Origin of the sequence: Staphylococcus arlettae, assembly GCF_002902345.1 — a bacterium.
GTDB lineage: Bacteria > Bacillota > Bacilli > Staphylococcales > Staphylococcaceae > Staphylococcus > Staphylococcus arlettae.
Genome location: NZ_PPQB01000022.1, coordinates 144876 through 168451 on the forward strand (window position 1 = coordinate 144876; position 23576 = coordinate 168451).

Below are 23576 nucleotides of genomic sequence, written 5' to 3' on the forward strand. Positions count from 1 at the left end.
GCACAAAAAAACTGCCAACAAAGTCTGAGACTTTGTCGACAGTCTGAAAGTACTTTAATCTAAGGTACTTTTTAGTGCCGTTATAAGTTTGTATTATTACTAGATTTAGTTCATTGTCACAGCTTGATCTTCTGTCACGGCCGCTTCTACAGCATCTGCCACCGCATCTACTACATTAGGATTTAACGCGCTAGGAATAACGTAATCGACAGTTAATTCTGATGGGGCAATTACTTCAGCAATTGCATGAGCTGCTGCTACTTTTGCTGCCATCGTAATATCTTTTTTCTGTGCTTGTAAAATACCTTTAAAGATACCCGGGAAAGCGAGTAGATTATTAATTTGATTTGGATAATCTGAGCGTCCTGTTCCGATAACTGTGGCACCTGCAGCACGAGCATCTTCGGGATATATTTCCGGCACTGGATTGGCTAAAGCCAAAATAATTGGATTCTCATTCATTGTAGCGATGTGTGCTGATGATAAAGCGTTAGGTCCCGATACACCGATAAAGACATCCGCTTGGACAATGACATCATTTAAATCACCTTGTATATGCGCACTGTTTGTCTGTGTTGCAATGTCTTGTTGGGCTGGGTTCATCCAGTCTGCACCTTCACACACTACACCTTCTAAGCTCACTAATGAAATATTGTTGTAGCCTGCAGCTAATAATAATCGAGCTATAGCAATACCTGCGGATCCTGCCCCATTAATAACAATTTTTAAGTCATCATGTTGTTTCTTTACTACTTTACTAGCATTGAGTAATGCGGCTAACACAACGATTGCTGTACCGTGTTGATCATCATGGAAGACTGGAATATCTAATTCTTCTTTTAAGCGTGCTTCAATTTCAAAGCATCGTGGGGCTGCAATATCTTCTAAGTTAATGCCTGCAAAATTAGGTTGTAACGCTTTTACCATAGCAATAATTTCTTCGGTATTTGTTGTATCAAGGCAAATTGGAAAAGCATCTAAGCCTGCAAAAGATTTAAATAAAATACTTTTCCCTTCCATTACTGGCAATGCGGCTTTCGGACCAATATTTCCTAAACCTAAAACAGCTGTACCATCTGTTACAACACCAATCATTTTGCCTCTCGATGTTAACTTGTTTACTTTCGTTTCATCTGCAGCAATTGCTTTACAGACTTCCGACACACCTGGGGTATAAACAACGCTTAAATCTTCTTCGCTATTGACTTCAATTTTACTCGCGACTTCTATTTTACCTGCGTATTGTTCATGTAGTGCAAGTGCTTCTGCTTTATATGTGTGTGTAGTCATTTTAATACTCCTTATTGTTCTATTTTCTTAATTAATTTAAAAGTTTTAATAATAATGATGCGCCAATAACTGTGGAAACCCCGCCAATACGTGTAGCTACTTGCGCAAATGGCATTAAGGACATACGTCTTGATGCTGATAAAATAGCTACATCACCAGTACCGCCTAAACCACTGTGACAACCTGTAACAATCGCTGCGTCTACAGGATACATATTCATTAATTTTCCGACAAAATAACCTGAACTTACCATCGTAATAACGACTGAAGCACAAATAATAGCATAGGCTGGTGTTACAATTTTCACGACATCTTCCAGTGGAATATATAACATACCTAAACCAACCATAAGCGGCCACGTCAAACTTGTAGAAACAAATTTATATAAATGATGCGCACCGTCTTCCATTTTCTGTGGCATCAATTGTAAACATTTAATAAATGTTGCAAGTAATATCATAATAACCGGACCTGGTATACCTATAAATTTTTCTGCTAACCCACCGAAAATAAAGAAACTACATGCGATAAGTAAACCTGCACCCATTAAGCCAAAGTCGATTGGTTTCTTTTCATTTTGCGTTTCTGCCGTTAAATCATTTTTACCGTCAGATTTAACTAAAGTCCCGTTGCCTGACAATGCTTTGTTTTTTTCGCCTAATCTCATCATTAAACCTGCCGATACCACAGCAACAATATTACCAATGACTGCTGCGGGGATCATTTGACCTACAAATGACTCAGCTGACTCACCTAAAATAGACGAGTACGCTAACGATAAAGGTAAGATCCCTTCACCAATGCCACCGCCAATGATAGGTACGATGATGTAAAATAAAGTGTGCATGACATCATAACCGAATAAAAAACCGACGCCGATACCAACGATAATTGATGATGCTGTACCTACAATTAATGGCACAAACATACGCGTGAAGCCTTGAATTAACATTTTGCCATTCATACCTAAAATACTACCGACCACTAAACACGAAATGTACAAATATAAAAAATTCGATGTTTTCATTAATGTCGTTACAGCTTTCATCGTAGCCGGATTAATTACATTTAAAAATACTAATATAGATGGAATCAATAAGGCTAAAATGGCCGGTCCACCAATATCTTTTAAAATAGGAATTTTCAAACCTAAATCGCCGAGTAAAATCCCAATAATCATAATAACTGCAAAACCACCAATCATATCTGGTGGCAAAGTATTATAAACAGATGCTGCATAAATAATAATTGCTAACGTTATATATAATGGTAATGGCACTACGCCCACTTTAAGCTGTGTTATTTTCGTCCATAAGCTTGCATCTCTGTCTCCCAGCCCAGAAGAAACCGCTTTCATTTCACTTTTTGAAATCATAATAATCCCCCTCATTTAACATATATTCATCCTAATGCGAAATAAGGGGGAAGCCTAGTTTATGAAAGTTTAATAATCTTTTTGTAATTAAAAAAAGCGCTATCATTTGCTCTACTTATTATTTCTGAACACAATTATTGCGCTCTACAGAACACTGTTTACCATTGTTACTTGGCATTCAAAACTATTGTAAATATTGTTGTACGATATACATATTCTCTTTATTAAATGTATATAAATAGACCGGTCTACCGATACCGTATGTCATTGATTCTTCTAATACTTCTATATCAGCTAGAAATTTTAAATATTTACGTACAGATACACGTGAAATATTTGCCATTTCCGCAATTTCATCAGTAGAGAAAGCACGTTCTCCAGAATCATTTACTTTATTAATAATCGCTTGTAATGTTTTTTGCGTTAACCCTTTAGGTAAGTTGGCTTGCGTATTATCTGGTGTTTGGGTTTGTGACAATAACTGACGATCTAATGACGTCTGTGATATAGACTGTTGACCATGTAACAAATCATAATGTTGCTTATATTTATTTAATGCTGTTTTAAAGCGCTCAAATTCAAATGGTTTTATTAAGTAATCGACTGCACCATAGCGTAAAGCTGTTTGTACTTGAGTCACATCGGTAGCTGCCGTTATTAATATCGCATCCGTTGGTAGTTGTTGCGCACGAATATCACTTAACAACGCTAAGCCATCCTCTTCTGGCATATAAACATCTAAAAGAACTAAATCAATTACTTCTGTAGTTAACCGTTCACGTGCCTCTGCCACACTATTCGCCATAGCTACTAGCGTATAGCCTTCAATTTTAGCTAAAAATTGTTTGTTTAATTGTGCGACCATGGGATCGTCTTCTACAATTAATACTCGAATCATTGTTCACGCCTTCTTTCCGGATAAGGAATCGTCACTGAAAACATCGTACCAGCATGTTCTGGTGTTGTTATCGTAATATTCCCTTGTACTTTATCGATACTTTGCTTCACGAGATACAGCCCGTATCCTCTATGGTTACCTTTTGTGGAATAACCTTTTTCAAAGATTTTCTGTTTCATTTCTTCACTCAAACCTTTGCCAGAATCAATCACATCAATATAAAGATATTCTAAATCGTATTTCAATTGTACATCAATTAATTTGGTGCTAACAGTTGCGAGTGAATCCATACTATTATCTATTAAATTTCCTACAATTGTAATGATTTCATGCGTTAAATAGGAATGCTGGGGCTCTGGAATTACCGTTTTATTTATAATCGTTAAAGTAATGTTCTGTTCCCGTGCTAAACTTAATTTTCCAATAAGAAAACCAGCTAATGCCGCATCTTTAATATGTGTCGCAATATTATCATCTTCTTCTGACCCATGTTCTACAATATCATTAATATACAACTGTAAGTCGTCATAATTTTCCATTTGCAACATACCTTGAATAACATGTAGTCGGTTACGAAATTCATGCGATTGCGCACGTAGTGTTTCCGCATATGTTTGCACGCCCACTAATTGTTGAGATAACTGGTCCATCTCTGTCTTATCTCTAAATGTAGATATTGCACCCACAATTTCATTATTGACATAGAGGGGAACCCGATTGACTAAAATTTTCAATCCATTAATATTTTGTTCTTCATCGTGTTCTGGTTTACCTGTTTCTAGTACTGTAGGCAACTGTGTCGAATCCATATAATCTGTAATAGGCATTCCTATTGGATCTGAAGGCAACCCTGCTTTATTAAAGATATCTTGCGCTGACTTATTAACTAAGTTGATACGACCATCACGGTTCACAGCCACAATGCCTTCATGTACAGATTGCAACATAGTATTACGCTCCCCTAACAATTGAGCAATGCCCGATGGCTCCAAGCCGTGAAGTATCTTTTTAATATAACGTGATAATAAAATTGCACCGACAATACCTACTAAAATGCCAAAAATAGCACCTAAAATTATATCACGGTTAGCATTGGCAAAGGCTTCATTCACATTTTCCATTGGTATCCCTACTGCTACAGCACCAATTTGTTCATCACCATCATAAATCGGTGTAAATGAGCGCAATGATTTGCCAAGTGTTCCTTTCGATTCTGACATACTAGCACGACCATGTAATACAGGATATTCATCTCCACCTTGAAATTTCTTGCCAATACGCTCAGGCTTAGGATGTGATTTACGTATACCATTCATATCCATGACTACTATAAAACTCACGTCTGTCACTGATTGAATTTCAGACGTATACTCTTGAATTTTCTGTTCATCTTGTTGATGTTGCAAACCAGATTTTACAATTTCAGAATGCGCAATCGTCCGTGAAACAACTTGAGATTTTTCCTCTGCAGTATGTCGCACAGCCTCTCGGACGGTATTGCTAATTAAAATACTCGTCACCACTAGCGCCGATAATACAACAATACCTACTAAGATAATAATTGTTGTACTCAGTTTCATTCGTTTTTTCTGCAAGACTCCCCACCCTCTTAACTTACATCTATTTAATCGCTAGATCATAATTTACTTTTAAAAATAATCATATCGGAAAAACATAATTTTACAACCTATTATTAAGATGATTCCATATTTAAATTGCATTTTAAAATTATGATGTATTAACTTTTAGCATTATAAAAAAATAAAAAGCAAGGTAGAAACCAATATTATACGTTGGTCTCAAACCTTGCTCTATTCGTGTTCACTTATTATAGGCTAATGTAACTATAGTTTATGCTGTTAACATATAATTACGTGCTGTAGTGACATCTAGTAATGTTAAATGTTCTGTTGCATGACGTAACTCTTGTGCTGACTGGCTAAATAATGCCACTGTTGCTTGGTAATAACCATTACCCATAGCTGTTAGTGTCGAATTGATGTTAGCCGCTCCAATGTAATCTTTTGTTACCTTTAGTTCATTAGTATACGAAGTTAGCGCGTGTAACGTCAACATATCACTTTGATATAAACAGCAGTACACGCTTTCTTGTGTGTCTTTCGTTATGCGCTTCATTACATGTGCATCTACAATTTGTAGTAAATACTTATCATTTTCTTGATCTTGCATTGTTGCTTTAATCATTTTTATACCTCTTACTTTGTCATTTTTGATATTAAGTGTGATATAGCATGATTAATGCTGAAACATTTCATGATTCATCTATTTTTAAAGGAAACTCTGTATGACAACCACTACTGGTTGCACCTAGTTAACATGTTGGGTCATTATCTTACATATATGTGAATTGGTCAGTGCCATTAAAAATTCATAGCGTCTGACATTTGTGCGCTGGTACAATTTATAAATATTATATATGTTCCTTTAAACAATACTATCGCTACTTAATAACTTACGAATAAATATATTATCAATTTTTGATATAAAAAGCACTAAATATTATTAAAAATCACTCATTACAACGAAATTGTAATTTTTTAGAAATTATCATGTAATACATTCGAAAACATTTTAATTTGTTGAACAATTTAGTGCAGAAAATTATTTACTATAAAATAAATCATTGTTTTTGTCGAAGTAATGAAAAACAATCCAATTGAATGTTATTTAAATTAAGAGGTGCTTGATACTGATGCATATTATATATATTGGCTATATCACAATACTTGCAGTTTTTTATGGGAATAACACTAACCGAAGACTACAGGCTAAGTCAGAGTCCTTAGAAAGCGAGCACAAAAACTGCCAACAAAGTCAGAGACTTTATCGACAGTTTGAAGGGAACAAATGAAAAGATTTGTACTTATTTTTATACTTTATTTTTGCCATTATGACTTAATGTTTCTTTTAAAGCTTGTTCAAAATCAGTTTTTATAATTGGACCAACTCGGTCTTTATATTTTTGATTATTTAAAATAAAGCCATCCTTCGTGATATACATCATTTCAGTAATTTCTCTCATAAAAGGATTAAATATTCCCATTAAAAATATCATTGTCTTATTTAATGGTATTATTGCTTTTTTATATTTAGTAATTTTACGAGCCAAATGAATAATTTCTTTTCCAGATATAGGATTTCCTCCTGGTATATTCCAATTTTCACCATAAGCATCGTCTTTTTCAGCAATATTCACAATCATTTTAGCTGCATCTGGTAAATATATATACTCACGCGGTGTTTTCAAATTACCGATAAATATAGTATTTTTATCGTTTAAAACACCATTTATTGTAGGTTGTAAATATGAATTTTGAGAGCTCGGTCCAAAATAATCTGGCAATCTCACAATTAACGGTTTCGCTTTTTTCCATTTGTTACTATCAAATATTAAATTTTCAAATTGAAGACGTATTTTTCCTTTTTTTGTATGTGGCAATTTGGGATGATTTTCATCACCTATCGCAGATTGATGACCATAAACATATATCCCATCAACGATGACGATTTTTTTTGATAACTTATCAGCTACTTTCATTACATTATTACCAATGATGGGTAACTTTTCTTCCATTTCTTGATAAGGTACGTTTGCACATTGAAAGATAATATCAACATCTACAGATGCATTTTCAATTGATTGGTAATTAAATATATCCCCTAAAGCATAAGAAAGATTTGTATTATTATATTTTGAAATTAAATTTTGCAATTTATTTTTTGAACGACCAAAAGCAATAACTTCTATATTTCGACGTAATAATTCCGAAACAACAGCTTCTCCTGTACCACCAGTTGCACCTAAAACGATAGCTTTTTTCATTATAAACACGCCCTTTTAATTTAGTGATTAATCAATAAATAAAATTTAAAAATAAATAACTACATAAAGTAGTTATCAATTTATACTACGATCAATCAATTCTGGAGCATTGATAAATCGTGAGATGTTGCACAGTATACCTCTTGATAAGAAAGTAGTTACTTCATTTTCTGCTTCACTTACACCTTCAGCTATAAATCTATCCAATACATAACTTCTAATATTTAATAGTCCCGTTCTGACAGTTTGTTGTATGTTTTCTTCTGTTACAGAAAGCGCGACGACTTGAATGCAAACCTCATTAGGGTATGTTGTAGAAATATTTTCATAAACATCAATCATATCTTCTACAATGTTCTCTTTTGTCGATTCAATATTTTTAAAGCTTTGTATAATTCTATCAAATGCTTGATTTAAAGAAGCTATAAACAATTCTTCTTTTGTTTTAAAAAACTTGAACACATATGGTTGTGAAATATTAGCTATTGTGGCTATATGAGCTGTAGTTGTCTTATAATAACCATTTTCAGCAAATGCTTTTAAGCTAGCCTCTAAGATTTCTTGCTCTCTTTTTGCGCTATTATTATTTTTCATAAAACACCTCTATAATATTTATTGATTAATCACTAAATATTATAGACCATGATGTAAAATAACACAAATTATATATTTTGATAATTTCTACTTTTCCATACCTAACTCTTTTAATGCCATTTTTTCATATGCCGCTTCTCCTGATTCCATCGCAAATTCAGCAATAAACATTGGAAATACAGCATTGAGTTCTATAATATGCTCTTTCATTCGTGGCCAGGTTTCTCCTCCAGCTTTACCATATGCTGTTATGAGTTGCTCCAATCCTGCGTCGTCGAATACACGATGGTGTCCCATAAAGTCCATTGATGGATCTGAGTGAATTGCTTCGGTCCAGTCTATGAGGCCTGTAACGTTTGCTTGATTATCTACCATGATATGTCCTGGATGTAAGTCTCCATGAATCATGGTCGCATGCCGTGGCCATAGTTCATCATTTTCTAACCATCGTTGCCACCTATTCCATAAGTCATCTGCTACACCATAAGTTTCTTTAACTTTATTCATTCTTCTTTGAAAGTCATCTTTTACTTCTTGTATGTTTTTAATTTTTATATGCTGTGCAGAAATGTTTTCTTCTGGTATGTTGTGTAAGTCTACAAGTGTTTCAGCTAATGTGTTAATAAAGTTTTCTGGTACTGGTTTATGTTCAATTTCCCACACATAATCTTGTAGTTCTGGATCTATCGTTGCTGCGGGTTGTCCTGTAAGTTTTGGATAAGCAATAAGGTCTTGTTCGTGTATTTTCCACTTCGGCACTTCAAAAGAAACATTTTTTTGTAAGAAATCTACTGTTTGTTTTTCAGATTTTGTACGTTTATAAACGTCAGGTCTCCTTGGTAGTCTCAAAACCCATTCTACTCCGTGTTCATCTTCTCCGAATGCAACTTGGAAATCGAGTCCTGATTCATTCAATGCTATTGTTTGAGGTTGTATGTGTAATTGATATTTTTCTGCGCATTTAATAATTTCATTATGTTGAGTCATTTTAGTTCCCCCTTTTTCTAATAAAGTTTCTGTCTTTTCAATTGATTTACATAAAGCCATCTTTAAATTTTTTCATATACTTATAAAATAATGGATTGATAATAACTTTATTCCTCAAATGAAGTAACAACTTCTCGTAATTACTAAATCCCCTCGAAGATTTTAGAATTTATTCTATCCATGTGTTATCGAATTACTTGAAAAGGATCTTATTCCTCATTAACTGGTATGATGTATAGGATAATCCAATCAGTAAGGAGTACAACATTGTCAAATTTAGATAGACAAAGTATTAGTAAATAAAAATTAGATAGTCTCAGAAGACTTCCATATATCATTAATATAATTTCGTCCTTCTTCGATACATTCATGGAATTGTATCGTCGCTTCGCGACGCTCTTGTAAAAGTTCATTTTGGACTGATTTCACTTTATCAGCGCAACCTAATATCTGATAAGCAGCTATTTCTCCTTGTTTCATAGCCACCATAGCTCCTTCAATACCTGTTATATTTCCAGCTATATACAGATTATTTATTTCAGTCTCCATGGCATCATTGTGCAGTGGAATAAACCCTCCTAAACTTTCTACATAAGTAAATGATACATTTAATAATCCAAGAAGCTCAGATAAAGGCGTTAAACCTCCAGACAAACATACAAAATCTATAGGGATAATCTCTTCTTTATTTGAAATTACGTTGCCATCTTTATCTACATTTTTTAATGTAATAGATTCTACCTTTTCTTTACCATTAATAGATACAACTGCTTTTTTTAAATGTACAGATGTATTAAAAAGCTTTATACCTTTTTTAGGAATAAGTTTAAAAGCTAAAGGTTGAATTTGGGGCATAATTTTCAATAATTTCGTACTTAATTTTATAAAAAAGCTAGGCGCCATATGTGAGATATTCAATAATTTTTTAAATACATTTTGAGGAATAGCATCCTGAAAATTTACTTCGTTACAATATGGTAGAGACATGATTTTAACTTCTATATCAGCCATATGTAGTTCAGATAAAATGGCGCTGCTTAAGACATTTATACCTATAATAGCTCCTTTATTACCTGGAGCAACACGTTGAACATTTGTTAGAACTTGTGCTGCCCCCACGGTCATAACACCTGGTAATGTACTTCCAGGTAAAGCTGGCGCTAATTCTTGAGCGCCAGTACACACTAGCAAATATTTAGCTTTAAAATTGCCACTGGTGGTATTAATAATATAATATTCTTTTGGTTTTTCAATATTAGTAACGCTCGTGGATAACTTCACAGTTAAGTTAGGGTGATGTAACGCACCAGATAGTGTTTCTGCTTTTTCATATCCATTCCAAACATCTCCGTTATTATCCTCATAGAGTTGACCTATTAATCTCCCACCTATACGGTAATATTCGTCTAATAACAGCACCTTTTTTTCCTTCATAAGAATTCGCGCAGCCGATGCACCAGCAGGACCAGCACCTATTATAATTACATCAAACATGGTTTTCACTCCATTCTCTCACATCATGAGGAAGGGAGTGGCCACTTATCACAGACATTCCTTCTTGTACTGGTGTAAGACATGTTCTAATATTCTTTTTCCCATCAATCTCTGCTCGGCATTCAAAACAATGTCCTATATTACAAAATATACCTCTTGGAGAATTATCATCTTCATGATGACGAATTGTACGTATATCATTGGCTAATAGACAACTTGCTACACTTTCCCCAACGTGACATGTTAGGGGATGATGGTTGTAAAACATTTCCACAGTTTCAGTTTCAATATTTTTCAATAAAGGATGGTTATAAATACGCTTAGTCATCTTCGCTGCCTCCTAACTCTCCAAACGTAACAGGGCGCACGGGAGGTTGAACTTTCATTGTTGTAAATTCAGTATTTATTTTTTTACCTTTATTTATAATCTTATCGATATGATTTTTACATGTTCTTCCACCACAAAATCCCATACCTGCGCGCGTACGTAATTTAGTTTCTCTAACACTACTATCATATTTTTCTACTGTTTTTAATATGTGTTTTAAAGTTACATTTTCACAACGACAAATTACTATATCTTCCATAAGTAACACCTCATTTACTGATTTATAAATATATAAGCAAATTTGATGCCAAACTATTTAAGTAATATTGTAATAAGTTAATTTTGCATATAAAGTCGGTCTAGAAATACCCAATTTTACTGCTGTTGCCTTTTTATTATAATCACACTCTTTATAAATTTTTTTTATAATTTCACCTTCATAGTATTTTAACTTTTCTGATAAACTGCCCTCTATTTCAATAGATTTTGAATAATTGTTCTTTTCGAAATTAGCATAATCATCAAAAATGTATTCTTGAAAATCTCCGTCTTCTGAAAAAATAATTAACCTTTCAATGATATTTTGTAATTCACGAACGTTACCAGGCCAGTTGTAGTGTTTGAATTTTTGCATTAAAGTCAAAGGAATGGGTTGTAGTTTGATTTCGTAATTTCGTTTAGATAGTTGATAAAAGTGATATGAAAGTGTTTCTATATCTTCTTTTCTATCTCGTAAAGGTGGAATTTCAATATTTACTACGTTAAGTCTATAAAATAAATCTTCTCTAAATGTCCCTTTTTGTACTTCATCTATTAAGTTTTTATTTGTAGCTGCAACAATACGTACATCAATAGAGCGTTCTGTGGTGCCTCCAACACGATAAAATTTTTTTTCTTGAATCATTCTAAGTAATTTAACTTGCATTTCAAGGGGCATATCAGCAATTTCATCTAGGAAAAGTGTGCCTTTATCCGCCTGTTCAATCAGTCCCTCTTTTCCTTTTTGGTTGGCACCGCTAAACGCTCCTTTTTCATAGCCAAACATTTCACTCTCGAAAAGGTTGGCAGGTATAGTTCCACAATTAACAGTTACAAAAGGTTGTTTAAATCGTTTACTAAAGTCATGTATACTACGTGAAAATAACTCCTTTCCAACTCCGCTTTCTCCAGTAATTAATGTATTAACCTCAGATTGTGCAGCTTTTTTTATTAAATATTTTACACGGGTCATGTTACTACTGTTACCAATAATTGAACTAAACGAACCATGATCATTGTATTCTGAAATTTGACGTTCCAGTACTGAAATTTGGTTTTCAAATTGTTTTATTTTGTTACGGTTATATACTTGGTCACTTACATCTAATTCTGTAACAATGGCCCCAACTACTTCATTGTTGCAAATGATTGGTTTTGAAATGATATTAACGTATTTATTATTACCAGCGTAATGTTCTTCTTTTTGGTAGGGCTTCGCTTTTTTTAATGATTCTAAAATAATTAAATCCTTTTTTTCAAAAAATTGATTAATGGATTTTCCTATAATATCTTCATTTGATATTTGAAATATATTAGATGCTTCCATACTCCAATAAACTACTCGTCCCTCTTTATCAATAATGGTGTAGCTTTGATGACTAATGTTAAGTAATACTTCAACTAATGCTTCTAATTCTGATTTATTCAATAGTATTTTCCTCCAGTGTAAAAAAATAATAAATACTATATAAAACTTAACACTTATGAAAGCGCTTTACCAAAATTCTTTTATTTTCTTTTTGGCATATAAATTGCTTATAGAATTAGTAAAGGAGGGATATTATTTGAATGATATAAATCACGAGGTACTTATAATCGGTGGCGGAATTATAGGCGCAAGTATTAGTTATTTTTTATCAAAAGCTGGATATGATGTCGGTTTGATTGAAAGTAAAGAAATTGCTTCTTTAACTTCATCCCATTGTGATGGAAATATTTTAGCGATTGATAAAACGCCAGGGTTTGATAGTCAAATGACTTTACGAAGTCAAAAGTTGATTCACGAATTGAGAAAAGAATTGATTCTACCTTTTGAGTATCGGAAACCCGGAAGTATATTAGTCTGTGAAACTGAAAAGGAGATGCAGGCTGCAGAACAATGGGTTCAACAACAACGAGACTACGGATTAGATTTTAAAATGTTGGATAAACAGGATATAAAAAATGAGTCTAAGTATTTTTCAGATCATTTATTGGGAGGTTTGGAATGTTCTACAGACTCGACGGTTAATCCCTATATGCTCACCTATAGTTTTATTGAAACTGCTAAACAACATGGCTTAAAAGTTTATGAATATGAACATGTGAAGAACATAAGTAAAAGTAATGAAACTTTTTATATTCAAACTACCAATCATTCTTTTTACGCTAATAAAGTGGTCAACGCATGTGGTATATATGCTTCTGAAATAGGAAGTATGCTAGATGTTCATATTCCCATTTATCCAAGAAAAGGGCAGATTTTAGTAGCATCTAGGAATGAAACGGTTGGAATTAGAAAAGTAATGGAATTTGGCTATCTGATGTCCAAATTTGGGGGAGAACGACAAGTATCTAAAGAGATGGAGGATTACGGTATTGCTTTAGTATTTGAGCCCACAGAAAGTCAAAATTTTCTTATTGGCTCAAGCAGAGAATTTAATGGATATGATAAAAAAGTTAATTCAAAGGTAAATCGGTTAATCGCACAGAGAGCAATTCATTTTTATCCTAAATTAAAAGATATGAGTTTAATAAGAACTTATTCTGGATTAAGACCTTTTACAGAGGACCATTTACCAATTGTTAGCGAAACAGAAGTTGAAGGATTTTATGTCGCTGCAGGACATGAAGGGGACGGTATCGGGTTGTCTTCTATTACGGGCTTATTTATAGAACAACTTATTTCAGACAAAGAAACAGAAATTGATATTTCTCCTTTATCAGTGAATCGTTTTAAGGAGGTTTAATTATGAAATATGACCGTTTGTTTTCAACATTTGATACACATACTGGAGGAAACCCTACTCGGACAGTTTTGAGCGGAATACCTAAAATGATAGGGGATACAGTAGCTGAAAAAATGCAATATATGAAGTTACATTATGATCACTATCGCAGATTTTTAATGAACGAGCCAAGAGGTCATGAAGTAATGAGCGGAACTATCATGGTAGAACCTTGCAATAAGGAAGCTGATTTTGGTGCTATTTATATAGAGACAGGTGGTTACTTACCTATGTGTGGTCACGATACGATTGGGTTTTGTACTGCGCTGATTGAGCTTGGTTTCGTTGAAAAAGTTGATCCTATAACGAGAATTAATATTGATACTCCTGCAGGTTTGGTAAAAACAGAAACTAAAATAGAAGATGGAGAAGTTAAGGAAGTTAGTTTTAAGAACGTCCCGAGCTTTTATTTGAAAACTGTAAATATCGAACATGCAACGCTAGGTAAAATTTTTATCGATATTAGTTATGGAGGAAATTTTTACGGCATTATAGATGCTGACCAATTAGGTATTGAATTAAAACCTGAAAATAGCAGCTATATTGTTAAAAAAGCTATAGAGATTAGAAATCAAATTAATGAAAAATATAACGTTCAGCATCCAGAAAAATCGTTTATTAAAGGTTTAACACATATTGAGTTTTCATCTAAAAAAGTGACTCATAAGGATATTAATTTTAAAAACACAGTTATTGTTCCACCAGGTGGTATTGATAGATCTCCTTGCGGGACAGGTACATCAGCTAAAATGGCTACGCTTGTTTATAAAAAAGAACTTAAAAAAGGAGATGAATTTTTACATGAAAGTATTATAGGTTCTGTTTTTAAAGGAATCGTGCTAAATAATACAGTTGTGAATGGATATGAATATATTGACGTTAGTATTTCGGGTAGGGCTTGGCCAATGGGGAAACATGATTTTTATTACAGTGAAAAAGCGAAGGAAGATAGTTACTTATTTATCCCGCCATTAACTTAATATAGGAGGTTTATAAAATGAACACTCAATTGATATGTACAAGCTATGATTGTGAAGTAATGGGTGGTTTATTTAGATTTGTTTCTTTTGAACAACTTAAAACTACTTCTAACCAAAAGTTAAGTATGGATTGGATGAAACAAAACATTTCAAAATTATCAGCAATGTATCACGAGCCTAGGGGTCATCCATATTTATTATTTTGTGTTTACTCTATTAAAGGCGACAAATGTGAAGTTGTAACGTTTCAGCCTCTTGGACATTCAGTACAATTAGAAACAATTTCAAAAGCCACACGTTTTATGTTACAGAATGTAGTGAATGCAAATATCAATTTTAATATAGAAGTAAACGGCTTATATACGAATCATTCAGTGGAAGATAAAAACATGGAAGTTAAAGTGTCTTCTGTGGAGTTAGTTAAAGAAAAAGAAGAAATGGATATTTATAAAGTTGATAGTAAGCTTTACGGGTTTGTTAAAACTCTAGATTTAAAATCGATGAACATACAAAAAATATTGGGAATATATGATGCATATCAAAAACACCATCAGCAAAATGATATTGAAAATTATATATATTTTGATAGCAAAACACATCGTGTCTTAATTATGCATAGCGATCAAATTGTTAGGCTGCCAGATTCAGCGGCGTATTCTATAATCTATCATCGTTTCGATAATATATCTAATTTACGTACTATGACAAATCAACTTATAAAAATTCAGGATAAAAAATTTGTTTTAGAGGCATCATTAAGTAGCTTTAGTCAATTTTATATGTCTGAAACAGATCCATTTAAAAAAGGGTTCATTTTACAATGACCTTAAACTAAAGGGTGGGGGAAAATGGATAATAATTACAGATTACCAACAGGAAAAGAAATCATATTTATACTTATAGCATTTATTGTAACTATGTTTGTAATAGTAATTTATTTAGGGTTACCAATTCAAATAGCGTTATTACTTATTTGGTTCATTATTATTATAGTTGGCTTAAAAATAGGTTACTCCTATAACCAACTTCAATCAGGTCTATGTAAAGGTATATATGAGGGAATGGAAGCAATACTAGTAATGATTTCAATTGGAGCATTAATAGGTACATGGATTGCTAGCGGCATTGTACCAAGCATTATTTACGCAGGATTGCATATCATAAGTCCAACGTTCTTTCTTGTTACAGCATTTATTATATGTATTATAACTTCCTTGGCTACTGGTACATCTTTTGGATCAGCAGGAACAGCGGGCATTGCGATGATAGGAATTGGCACCAGCTTTGGATTGCCTCTTCCACTTGTGGCAGGAGCCGTTATTTCAGGGTGTTATGTAGGGGACAAAATGTCGCCACTATCTGATACAACAGTTATGACAGCTTCATTATCTAGAGTAGATTTGTTTGACCACATCAAATCAATGTCATTCGTCTCTATACCAAGTGTCATTATTACTTTAATTCTATTTGGAATAGCTAATTTTACAGTGAACAGTAAAGAAGGCAGTTTAGCGCAAGCTGAAAAAGCGATGGGACAATTATCTGATCAATTTAATATTTCAGGGTGGATGGCTGTGCCTTTAATAATAGTTATAATTCTATTGGCCTTAAAAGTGCCATCTGTTCCAGTAATATTATTCGGAAGTTTAATGGGAGCATTTTGGGCTTTTTGGTTCCAAGGTATCCCTTTCGTGGAAAGTATAAAAATATTATACAGAGGTAATGATATTTCTTCTGGCATCTCATTTATTGATAACTTATTAAATCGTGGAGGTATAACCTTCATGCTCGAGACAGTATTACTCGTAATTATTGCCTTAGGTATTGGAGGGTTAATGGAAGTAATTGGTGTTACTCAAAAAATAAGTAATATATTTAGTGATTGGGCTTATAATTCAGGGCGTTTAACTTTAACGACTTTACTAGCAGGAATATTTGGTAACTTCTTTGGCGGTGCTGCATATGTATCATTACTTACAGCAACAAAGATGACTGAAAAAAACTATGACAAGTTAAAAATTAAGCGTACCGTATTATCTAGAAATTCAGAGGCAGGTGGTACAGTTACTACCCCAATGATCCCATGGTCCGATGGTGGAGTATTTATGGCTACCACTTTAGGTATATCTACCATGCACTATTTACCCTTCTTATGGTATAGCTTTGTAGTTCTTATTATTTCTATTATTTTCGGTTTTAAAGGAAGGTTTATATGGAAAACTGATAGTTATTACAGTGAAAAAGAGAGTTATAAGAATCTCAAAATTGAAACTAAAGATGCAGATAAAAATATTATTAATTAAAAAATAAAATACTAAAGGAGAAATGAAAATGAAAAAATTCAAAGGGGTATATCCAGTTGTCATAACACCTATGAAAGAAAATTTTGAAATAAATTATGAAGGTTTAAAAGAAAATGTTAATTACTTTATTAACCAAAAAGTCTCTGGACTTGTAATAAATGGGAGCACAGGCGAGTTTGTTTCATTAACAGAAGAGGAAAAAGAAGAAATAATTAAAACGGTTCTATCAACTGTAAATGGTGCTTTTCCTATTATTGTTGGAACGGCAAGTGAATATACAAATGATGCTATTCGTTTAACACAATCTGCTGAAAATTTAGGGGCAGATGGTGTATTAGTTATAAACTCATATTATGCACATCCTACCGATGAAGAAATTTATCATCAATTCAAAGATATTGCTGATAGTACGTCGTTACCAATCATGATTTATAATAATCCTTTTACTACAGGGATAGATATAGGTCAAGATACATTAATTGATTTAGGTAATAACGTAAGAAATATTACACATTTAAAAGAATCTAGTGGTTCTATTCAAAAATTAAGAGATATACATTACGCTACAGGTAATAATTTAACCTTATTCTGTGGTAGTGATGATTTAGCGTTTGAGTCTTTTGTAATGGGAGCTCAAGGCTGGGTCTCAGTTGCAGGAAATTTAGCTCCGAATTTAACCAAAGAGTTATATGAAAAAATACAGTCAAAAGATTTTAATTCGGCACATGAAACATATAAAAAACTCTTACCATTATTGCAATTTATAGAAGATAGCGGAAAATACGTACAAATTGTCAAAGCAGGTATGGAAATTAAAGGGTTAAATGGAGGGCCTAGTAGACCACCAAGAAGAAACTTAAACACAGAAGAAAAAAACAAACTAGAATCAATTATTTCAATTTTAAATTAGGAGGAATAGCATGACAAAAACAGTCAAAATGCCAGCAAAAGTACAAAAATTTATCAAAGATGATATCGGATTATTCATCAATAACGTTTACGTAAATAGTGAAAATAAAAACACTTTTGATGTATATAATCCAGCAGATGACACACTCATCACCCGAGTTTCAGAAGCGAATTCAAAAGATATCGATTATGCAGTTGAATGTGCTGAAAAAGCTTTTAAAGGTGAATGGAGTCAATTAACTGCACAAGAACGAAGTGATCTAATCATCAAATTCACGGATTTATTAGAAGAAAATAAAGAAGAGTTAGCATATTTAGAAGCTTTAGATAATGGCAAGTCATATGAAATTGCTCTTACAGATGACATACCAGGTGCAATTAATCAATTTAGATATTATGCAGGTTGGGCTACTAAAGTATTAGGTCAGACGACACCAATAAGTCCCAAGTATTTTAATTATTCAGTACATGAACCTATAGGCGTTGTAGGACAAATTATTCCGTGGAATTTTCCATTGAACATGGCTTCTTGGAAAATGGGGGCGGCTCTTGCAACTGGATGTACAATTTTGATAAAACCGGCAGAACAAACTCCTTTATCATTATTGTATGCTGCACAATTAATTAAAGAGGCAGGTATACCTGAAGGTGTTGTTAATGTGGTTCCGGGTAGAGGGCTAGTAACAGGAGAAGCAATTTCAACTCATCCTAAAATACGTAAAATTGCTTTTACAGGATCTACGGAAACAGGAAAAGGGATAATGAAAAAAGCTGCAGATACAATTAAGAATATTACTTTAGAATTAGGAGGAAAATCGGCTAATATTATATTTGAAGACGCTGATTTGTCTGAAGCAGCAACAACTGCGGTTGATGGAGTAATGTATAATCATGGACAGAATTGTAGTGCTGGTACTAGAATATTTGTACAATCTTCGATTTATAAAGAGTTTATTGAAAAATTTATTGAGCAAACAAAACAAATTAAAATCGGATCTGGCACTGAAAAAGATACAGATATGGGACCATTAATTTCACGCAAACAGCAACAACGTGTTGAAGAATATATAGATATAGGAGTAAAGGAAGGTGGCACCATAGCCTACCAACAACCTCTAGAAGATAGTAAAGGATATTTTGTACCCCCTACTGTGTTCACCGACTTAACAGATGATATGCGTATTGTTCAAGAAGAAATTTTCGGACCTGTAGCATGTATATTACCGTTTGAAACAGAACAAGAAGTAGTGGAAAGAGCTAATGATAGTGAATATGGTTTAGCTGCGGCAGTATGGACAAAAGATATTCAAAGAGCAATTAATGTAACAAATCAACTAGAGGCAGGAACTGTTTGGATAAATGATTATAACTTAGAAGACCCAGCTGCAGCATTTGGTGGTTACAAGCAATCAGGTATTGGTAGAGAAATGGGAACTTACGCGTTAAATAATTATACAGAAGTTAAATTTGTATGGGTCAAATTATAGATAAAAAATAGGAGGGGTGTCCCCTCCTATTTTTTTTCATCTTTTTCTTTGTATATTTCCCGACGTTGATTACAATTTTTAATTTGCAATTCCTTACGATATTTTGCAACAGTTCTTCTAGAAATAAATATATCCTCTCCTTTTAAATAAGAAACAAGGGTATCATCAGAAAAAGGGTTTAGAAAAGGTTCATTTTTAATTAGTTCTTTAATCTTATTTTTAATATGGTACGTTGAGATAGTAGAATTATATGGTTGGACAAATAAATCAGATAATTTATACAAAGTATGATTAATCTTTATATAGCGAGAATGAATCCCACGACTAATAGTGGAAGGATGTACATTGATATTTTCTGCAACCATATTTTGAGTTAAAGGACTGTATTTTAATTTATTATTATAGAGAATTCCCTCATATTGAACAGTAATAATCATATTAATTATTTTATATAATGTTTCAGAGCGCTTTGAGAGCATTGTTTTTAAAAAATTAAACTTATTTTCACTTTGTTTATAAATTTTATCATGGACTGGAACACTTTCATCTAACGATAAAGCATTTATATATTGATCATTCATTTTGATTGTAAATTCTCTATTATTTATAGTTACATATGCTTCTGGAATAATATTTTGCAAAGCGTTAGATTCAAGATAAGGAAAAATTTCTTGATCCTTAATACAAGATAAATAGTTTACAAATGATTCATATGAAACATCATAATTACTAAGGAAATTAAATTTTTCATTAGCAATATCTTCAAGATGATTTCGAAATAGTTCGAATAACATGTTATCCCATAACCCTTTTTTTTGTAATTGAAATGAAATAAAATCAAAAGTATTTTCGCTTCCACATCCAATAGGTAACAAATTTTGTATTATTTCTTTAATAGATTGAAATTCTACTAAAGAAATATTTTTTTGGTTGCAAAATGACTTTTTGTCAATGTCAAAAAAACCTTTATTATCAAGATTTAAAATTATGAATTTGGCTATATTAAAACATTTATTTGTTAGATTGCAATCGAAAAGTTGATCAATTAAATCTTGTCTTATATCATTTTCATAACTCTTGTATTTATCCATAGACACAGTGTTTTTGCTATCATTAAAATTATACTGAATATAGGGATAATTATCTTCCACTCGATATAAATACTGAATAATTTCTTCTTGCTTATATGAGAGCATCTTAAGTGATTGTAACTGATAATTAGATAATTGCATTTCATGGTTTAATATTTGCTCAATACTCATTAAATTGCCACCCTTCTCAAAAAAATATGATTATAATATAAATAAAAGTAATAGACAGTTACCTATTAGTTGTTATTTTACATCTAAAAATATTTTAATCATAATATTCTTACAAACTATAAAGAAAAAGTTTAAAAATAACTTCATAAGAGGTAATTTCTCAACGTAAATTATAAATTCATAAATTACACCACTAAAAATAATATTACTTTTATTTTCATATGAAAGTAATAACAGCACCAAACATACTCTGAAAATTTTATTTATATAAAAAAATTAAGATAAAACTAATTTTGCATTCCTACCCACTATGGTGTTATAATTTAATTAACAAAGATGTCGTGCATGTATGCACCAAATCCCCTCACTATGCCAGTAGTGAGGGGATTTTTTGGTGTGGCTAGTCGCCTATTTATCATTGCGTTTGCGTAGCCAGTTCGCAAACAAAGCAACGATGCAACCACTTGCTGCTGTGGTCATGATGGTTACAAAGATGTCGGTCATTACGTATGCACCTCCCCTCTACGTCAATTGACGCCTGAGAGATAGGCGACCTCAATATTATACCATCTGAATCTTTTGAATCCTATGTTCTTCCGCTATATTGAGTTACGCAGAAGTATTTTAAAACTCTCGATACTTAAATTGTTGTGAAAATAACACTAATCTGAATTTAAGTCTTTTTCTTAAAAAATTCATTAGCCTCACGTGAATACATGAAAATAATAGCGCTAACAACAAATATGATATGAAGTATTCTGCTAATTGTAAACAACAATGTAAATAAATTTATATTTTCAAAAAATGATAATACATTGTTATTAAGCATCCACTGTATTGGAGAGACAATCATTGATAATATGCCAAAAACACCTAACAATATCGTCAAAACAATTCTTGCCCAATTTTTTGCATAAAGTAATTGACGAATAATTAAGATTAAAATGATAAAAAGTAATAATCTGAGAATAATATTAATAACAATGCTCCCTACCGTTTCTTCACTATTTTCAAGCATAAATTGCATTAATACTAAAACTAATTCAAACGTAGCAGCAATTATTGCGAAATACCATAAATAAACAGAGCGACGTATCGACTTGGGATAATTAATAATGTTCACCTTCCTATAACTTTTATTTTATCTTTATTAACACAAAACCCTTTTCTGTGAAGTTGAGGAGTTGGATAATTAAGTATTAATATTATCTTTCGGCATCAGATAAAACTTGTAAGTGATCTGTATATGCTTCTAATTGCAGTAGAAAAAATAATCAAAGATGCAGCAGTTTAAGCTCCAGAAAACAACAAAACGGACGAAGCTTCCATAATCATAGGAAATCGTTTTCATATCCATCACATCATGTAAAGAGTAACAAATATATTTCTTAAATACTATAAAGTTATTAAATTGTAATTTTACCTTATAACCTATCAAGATGTTATAATTTATTTAACAAGGAACTAGCATAGATACACCAATCCCCTCACTATTGCGAGTAGTGAGGGGATTTTTGATGTGAACAAGAATTTCTAGCATAGACTTACATCAATACAATATTAAGACCAATATCGGAATTATAATTGAACTTAAAACCGCAGTAAGTATCATTCCTATAGAACTGAACGTACCATCTTCTATATCAAATTCAAAAGCTTTTGCTGTACCAAAACCATGTGCTGAGTTGCCATAGAATAGTCCTCGAGCAATAGAATTTTTAAACTTAAATATATTGATAAAGTACTCTCCAAACATACTTCCGATTATTCCAGTAAAGGTGATAAACATTACTGCTATTGCATCAATACCACCGAGTTGATGTGAAACTTGTAAACCTACAGCTGCTGTTATAGATTTAGGTAATAATGTAACTATAATTTCTTTTGAATAGCCAAAAACTTTTAACGTTAAATAAATAAGAAAAAAGTTAATAAGCGTTGATACAAGTACACTAGTAAAGATTACTTTGGCATGTCTTTTTATAGTTTCCCAGTACTTATATAATGGCAAAGCAAGAGACACTACTGTGCAATTCAACATATAGTTTATCCATTTGCCCCCTGCCATATAGTCAGAGTAATCTAAGTTTAGCAGTACAAGGATAGTGATAATAAGTATAGCTGATATAAGTGATGGATTAAGCAAAGGATTTTTATATTTGATTTGTAGCTTTCTAGAAATTATGTACGTAAGAACGGTCAACAAAATCATGAAAATAGCTTTTAATACTACCATTTACTGATGTTCACCTCTTTTTTTAGATTTTGATAGCATTATTTCTGCTACATAGCCTGAAATAATAGCAACAACAAATGTACTAACGATGATTAAAGCAAAGAATAGGATAAAATGCATATCGAATATTGATACCACATCCATTAATCCTACTACTGAAGGTATAAAGAAAAATATCATTGTTGTTAAAAGAAAATTAGCCCCTTTATCTATCCATTTTTCAGGTATTACTTTAAATTTTAAAAGTAAAAAGAAGATAACTAGTCCAACAATACTGCTAGCAATTGGAAGATGGAGGGCTTTTTGGATTATGTTGCCTAGATATGTAATACATATTATTATTAAAATTTGACTCATTATTCTGAAACTTTTAGTTATAGTTTTCATATGTTCCCTCCTTAAGGCTACGGTCGTTGATATTATAAAATCAAAAACTACAACAGCTGTATTGATTTTATAATAATCAATACAGCTGAAATAGAATTTCTGAAAATATAGTTATACTTACAATATCCTAAAACAAAATTGGGTTACTAACGAATGGCGAGCTTAAATTGCTACCC

General features: G+C 32.4%; 23 protein-coding genes. 6 read left to right on the plus strand and 17 right to left on the minus strand.

Going from position 1 to position 23576, the window contains the following annotated elements; genetic code table 11:
• Positions 1-105: 105 nt before the first annotated feature.
• From CD036_RS10835 to CD036_RS10890, 12 genes are all read right to left on the minus strand, one after another.
• Positions 106-1290, minus strand: coding sequence for an NAD(P)-dependent malic enzyme (locus tag CD036_RS10835; RefSeq protein WP_103388635.1), 1185 nt, complete (start codon positions 1288-1290; stop codon positions 106-108).
• A 31-nt stretch (positions 1291-1321) separates the two neighbouring features.
• Positions 1322-2665 carry a 2-hydroxycarboxylate transporter family protein gene (locus CD036_RS10840; protein ID WP_103388636.1) on the minus strand — a complete coding sequence of 448 codons (1344 nt, stop codon included), beginning with the start codon at positions 2663-2665 and terminating at the stop codon, positions 1322-1324.
• A 184-nt stretch (positions 2666-2849) separates the two neighbouring features.
• On the minus strand, positions 2850-3563 hold the full coding sequence (locus tag CD036_RS10845) for a response regulator (RefSeq protein ID WP_002509676.1): 714 nt from the start codon (positions 3561-3563) through the stop codon (positions 2850-2852).
• A complete protein-coding gene (gene dcuS, locus CD036_RS10850) occupies positions 3560-5158 on the minus strand; it encodes a DcuS/MalK family sensor histidine kinase (protein ID WP_172606430.1) in 1599 nt (532 codons plus the stop codon). Before dcuS ends, CD036_RS10845 begins: the two co-directional genes overlap by 4 nt.
• 256 nt (positions 5159-5414) lie before the next feature.
• Positions 5415-5768: a hypothetical protein gene (locus tag CD036_RS10855; RefSeq protein WP_103388637.1), complete on the minus strand. Its 354-nt coding sequence runs from the start codon at positions 5766-5768 to the stop codon at positions 5415-5417.
• 685 nt (positions 5769-6453) lie between these two features.
• A complete protein-coding gene (locus CD036_RS10860) occupies positions 6454-7407 on the minus strand; it encodes an SDR family NAD(P)-dependent oxidoreductase (protein ID WP_103388638.1) in 954 nt (317 codons plus the stop codon).
• A gap of 75 nt (positions 7408-7482) precedes the next feature.
• Entirely contained in the window at positions 7483-8001 is a 519-nt protein-coding gene (locus CD036_RS10865) for a TetR/AcrR family transcriptional regulator (RefSeq protein WP_103388639.1), read from the minus strand.
• Positions 8002-8088: 87 nt separating this feature from the next.
• The gene (locus CD036_RS10870; protein ID WP_103388640.1) at positions 8089-8988 is read right to left on the minus strand and encodes an Mph(C) family macrolide 2'-phosphotransferase; all 900 of its coding nucleotides are present in this window, start codon (positions 8986-8988) and stop codon (positions 8089-8091) included.
• Positions 8989-9294: 306 nt separating this feature from the next.
• On the minus strand, positions 9295-10482 hold the full coding sequence (locus CD036_RS10875) for an NAD(P)/FAD-dependent oxidoreductase (RefSeq protein WP_103388641.1): 1188 nt from the start codon (positions 10480-10482) through the stop codon (positions 9295-9297).
• Positions 10475-10810 (minus strand): (2Fe-2S)-binding protein, encoded by a 336-nt coding sequence (locus CD036_RS10880; protein WP_021459392.1) that lies wholly within the window; start codon positions 10808-10810, stop codon positions 10475-10477. The genes CD036_RS10875 and CD036_RS10880 overlap by 8 nt, the downstream gene beginning before the upstream one ends.
• Positions 10803-11069, minus strand: coding sequence for a (2Fe-2S)-binding protein (locus CD036_RS10885; RefSeq protein ID WP_021459393.1), 267 nt, complete (start codon positions 11067-11069; stop codon positions 10803-10805). Before CD036_RS10885 ends, CD036_RS10880 begins: the two co-directional genes overlap by 8 nt.
• Before the next feature lie 57 nt (positions 11070-11126).
• The gene (locus CD036_RS10890; protein WP_103388642.1) at positions 11127-12497 is read right to left on the minus strand and encodes a sigma-54 interaction domain-containing protein; all 1371 of its coding nucleotides are present in this window, start codon (positions 12495-12497) and stop codon (positions 11127-11129) included.
• A 136-nt stretch (positions 12498-12633) separates the two neighbouring features.
• On the opposite strand from CD036_RS10890, the gene CD036_RS10895 reads away from it, so the two are divergent.
• The 6 genes from CD036_RS10895 to CD036_RS10920 are packed head-to-tail and all read left to right on the plus strand — an operon-like array spanning position 12634 to position 19515.
• A complete protein-coding gene (locus CD036_RS10895; RefSeq protein ID WP_244913821.1) occupies positions 12634-13797 on the plus strand; it encodes an NAD(P)/FAD-dependent oxidoreductase in 1164 nt (387 codons plus the stop codon).
• A 2-nt stretch (positions 13798-13799) separates the two neighbouring features.
• On the plus strand, positions 13800-14816 hold the full coding sequence (locus tag CD036_RS10900) for a proline racemase family protein (protein WP_103388644.1): 1017 nt from the start codon (positions 13800-13802) through the stop codon (positions 14814-14816).
• 17 nt (positions 14817-14833) lie between these two features.
• Positions 14834-15640: a hypothetical protein gene (locus tag CD036_RS10905; protein ID WP_103388645.1), complete on the plus strand. Its 807-nt coding sequence runs from the start codon at positions 14834-14836 to the stop codon at positions 15638-15640.
• 24 nt (positions 15641-15664) lie between these two features.
• Positions 15665-17119, plus strand: coding sequence for a Na+/H+ antiporter NhaC (gene nhaC, locus CD036_RS10910; RefSeq protein ID WP_103388646.1), 1455 nt, complete (start codon positions 15665-15667; stop codon positions 17117-17119).
• Positions 17120-17147: 28 nt separating this feature from the next.
• Positions 17148-18029, plus strand: a complete 882-nt coding sequence (gene dapA, locus CD036_RS10915; protein ID WP_103388647.1) for a 4-hydroxy-tetrahydrodipicolinate synthase — start codon at positions 17148-17150, stop codon at positions 18027-18029.
• A gap of 10 nt (positions 18030-18039) precedes the next feature.
• Positions 18040-19515, plus strand: coding sequence for an aldehyde dehydrogenase family protein (locus CD036_RS10920; protein WP_103388648.1), 1476 nt, complete (start codon positions 18040-18042; stop codon positions 19513-19515).
• A gap of 26 nt (positions 19516-19541) precedes the next feature.
• Here CD036_RS10920 and CD036_RS10925 read toward each other — a convergent pair whose 3' ends face one another.
• The 5 genes from CD036_RS10925 to CD036_RS10940 form a co-directional block, all read right to left on the minus strand.
• Positions 19542-20777, minus strand: coding sequence for an RNA polymerase factor sigma-54 (locus CD036_RS10925; RefSeq protein ID WP_021459401.1), 1236 nt, complete (start codon positions 20775-20777; stop codon positions 19542-19544).
• Between the two features lie 408 nt (positions 20778-21185).
• Complete coding sequence (locus CD036_RS13055) at positions 21186-21281, minus strand: type I toxin-antitoxin system Fst family toxin (RefSeq protein WP_107373678.1); 96 nt, start codon at positions 21279-21281, stop codon at positions 21186-21188.
• A gap of 169 nt (positions 21282-21450) precedes the next feature.
• Positions 21451-21900, minus strand: a complete 450-nt coding sequence (locus CD036_RS10930; protein WP_021459402.1) for a hypothetical protein — start codon at positions 21898-21900, stop codon at positions 21451-21453.
• 426 nt (positions 21901-22326) lie between these two features.
• On the minus strand, positions 22327-23013 hold the full coding sequence (locus tag CD036_RS10935; protein ID WP_103388649.1) for an LrgB family protein: 687 nt from the start codon (positions 23011-23013) through the stop codon (positions 22327-22329).
• Entirely contained in the window at positions 23014-23400 is a 387-nt protein-coding gene (locus tag CD036_RS10940) for a CidA/LrgA family protein (RefSeq protein WP_103388650.1), read from the minus strand.
• Positions 23401-23576: the final 176 nt, after the last annotated feature.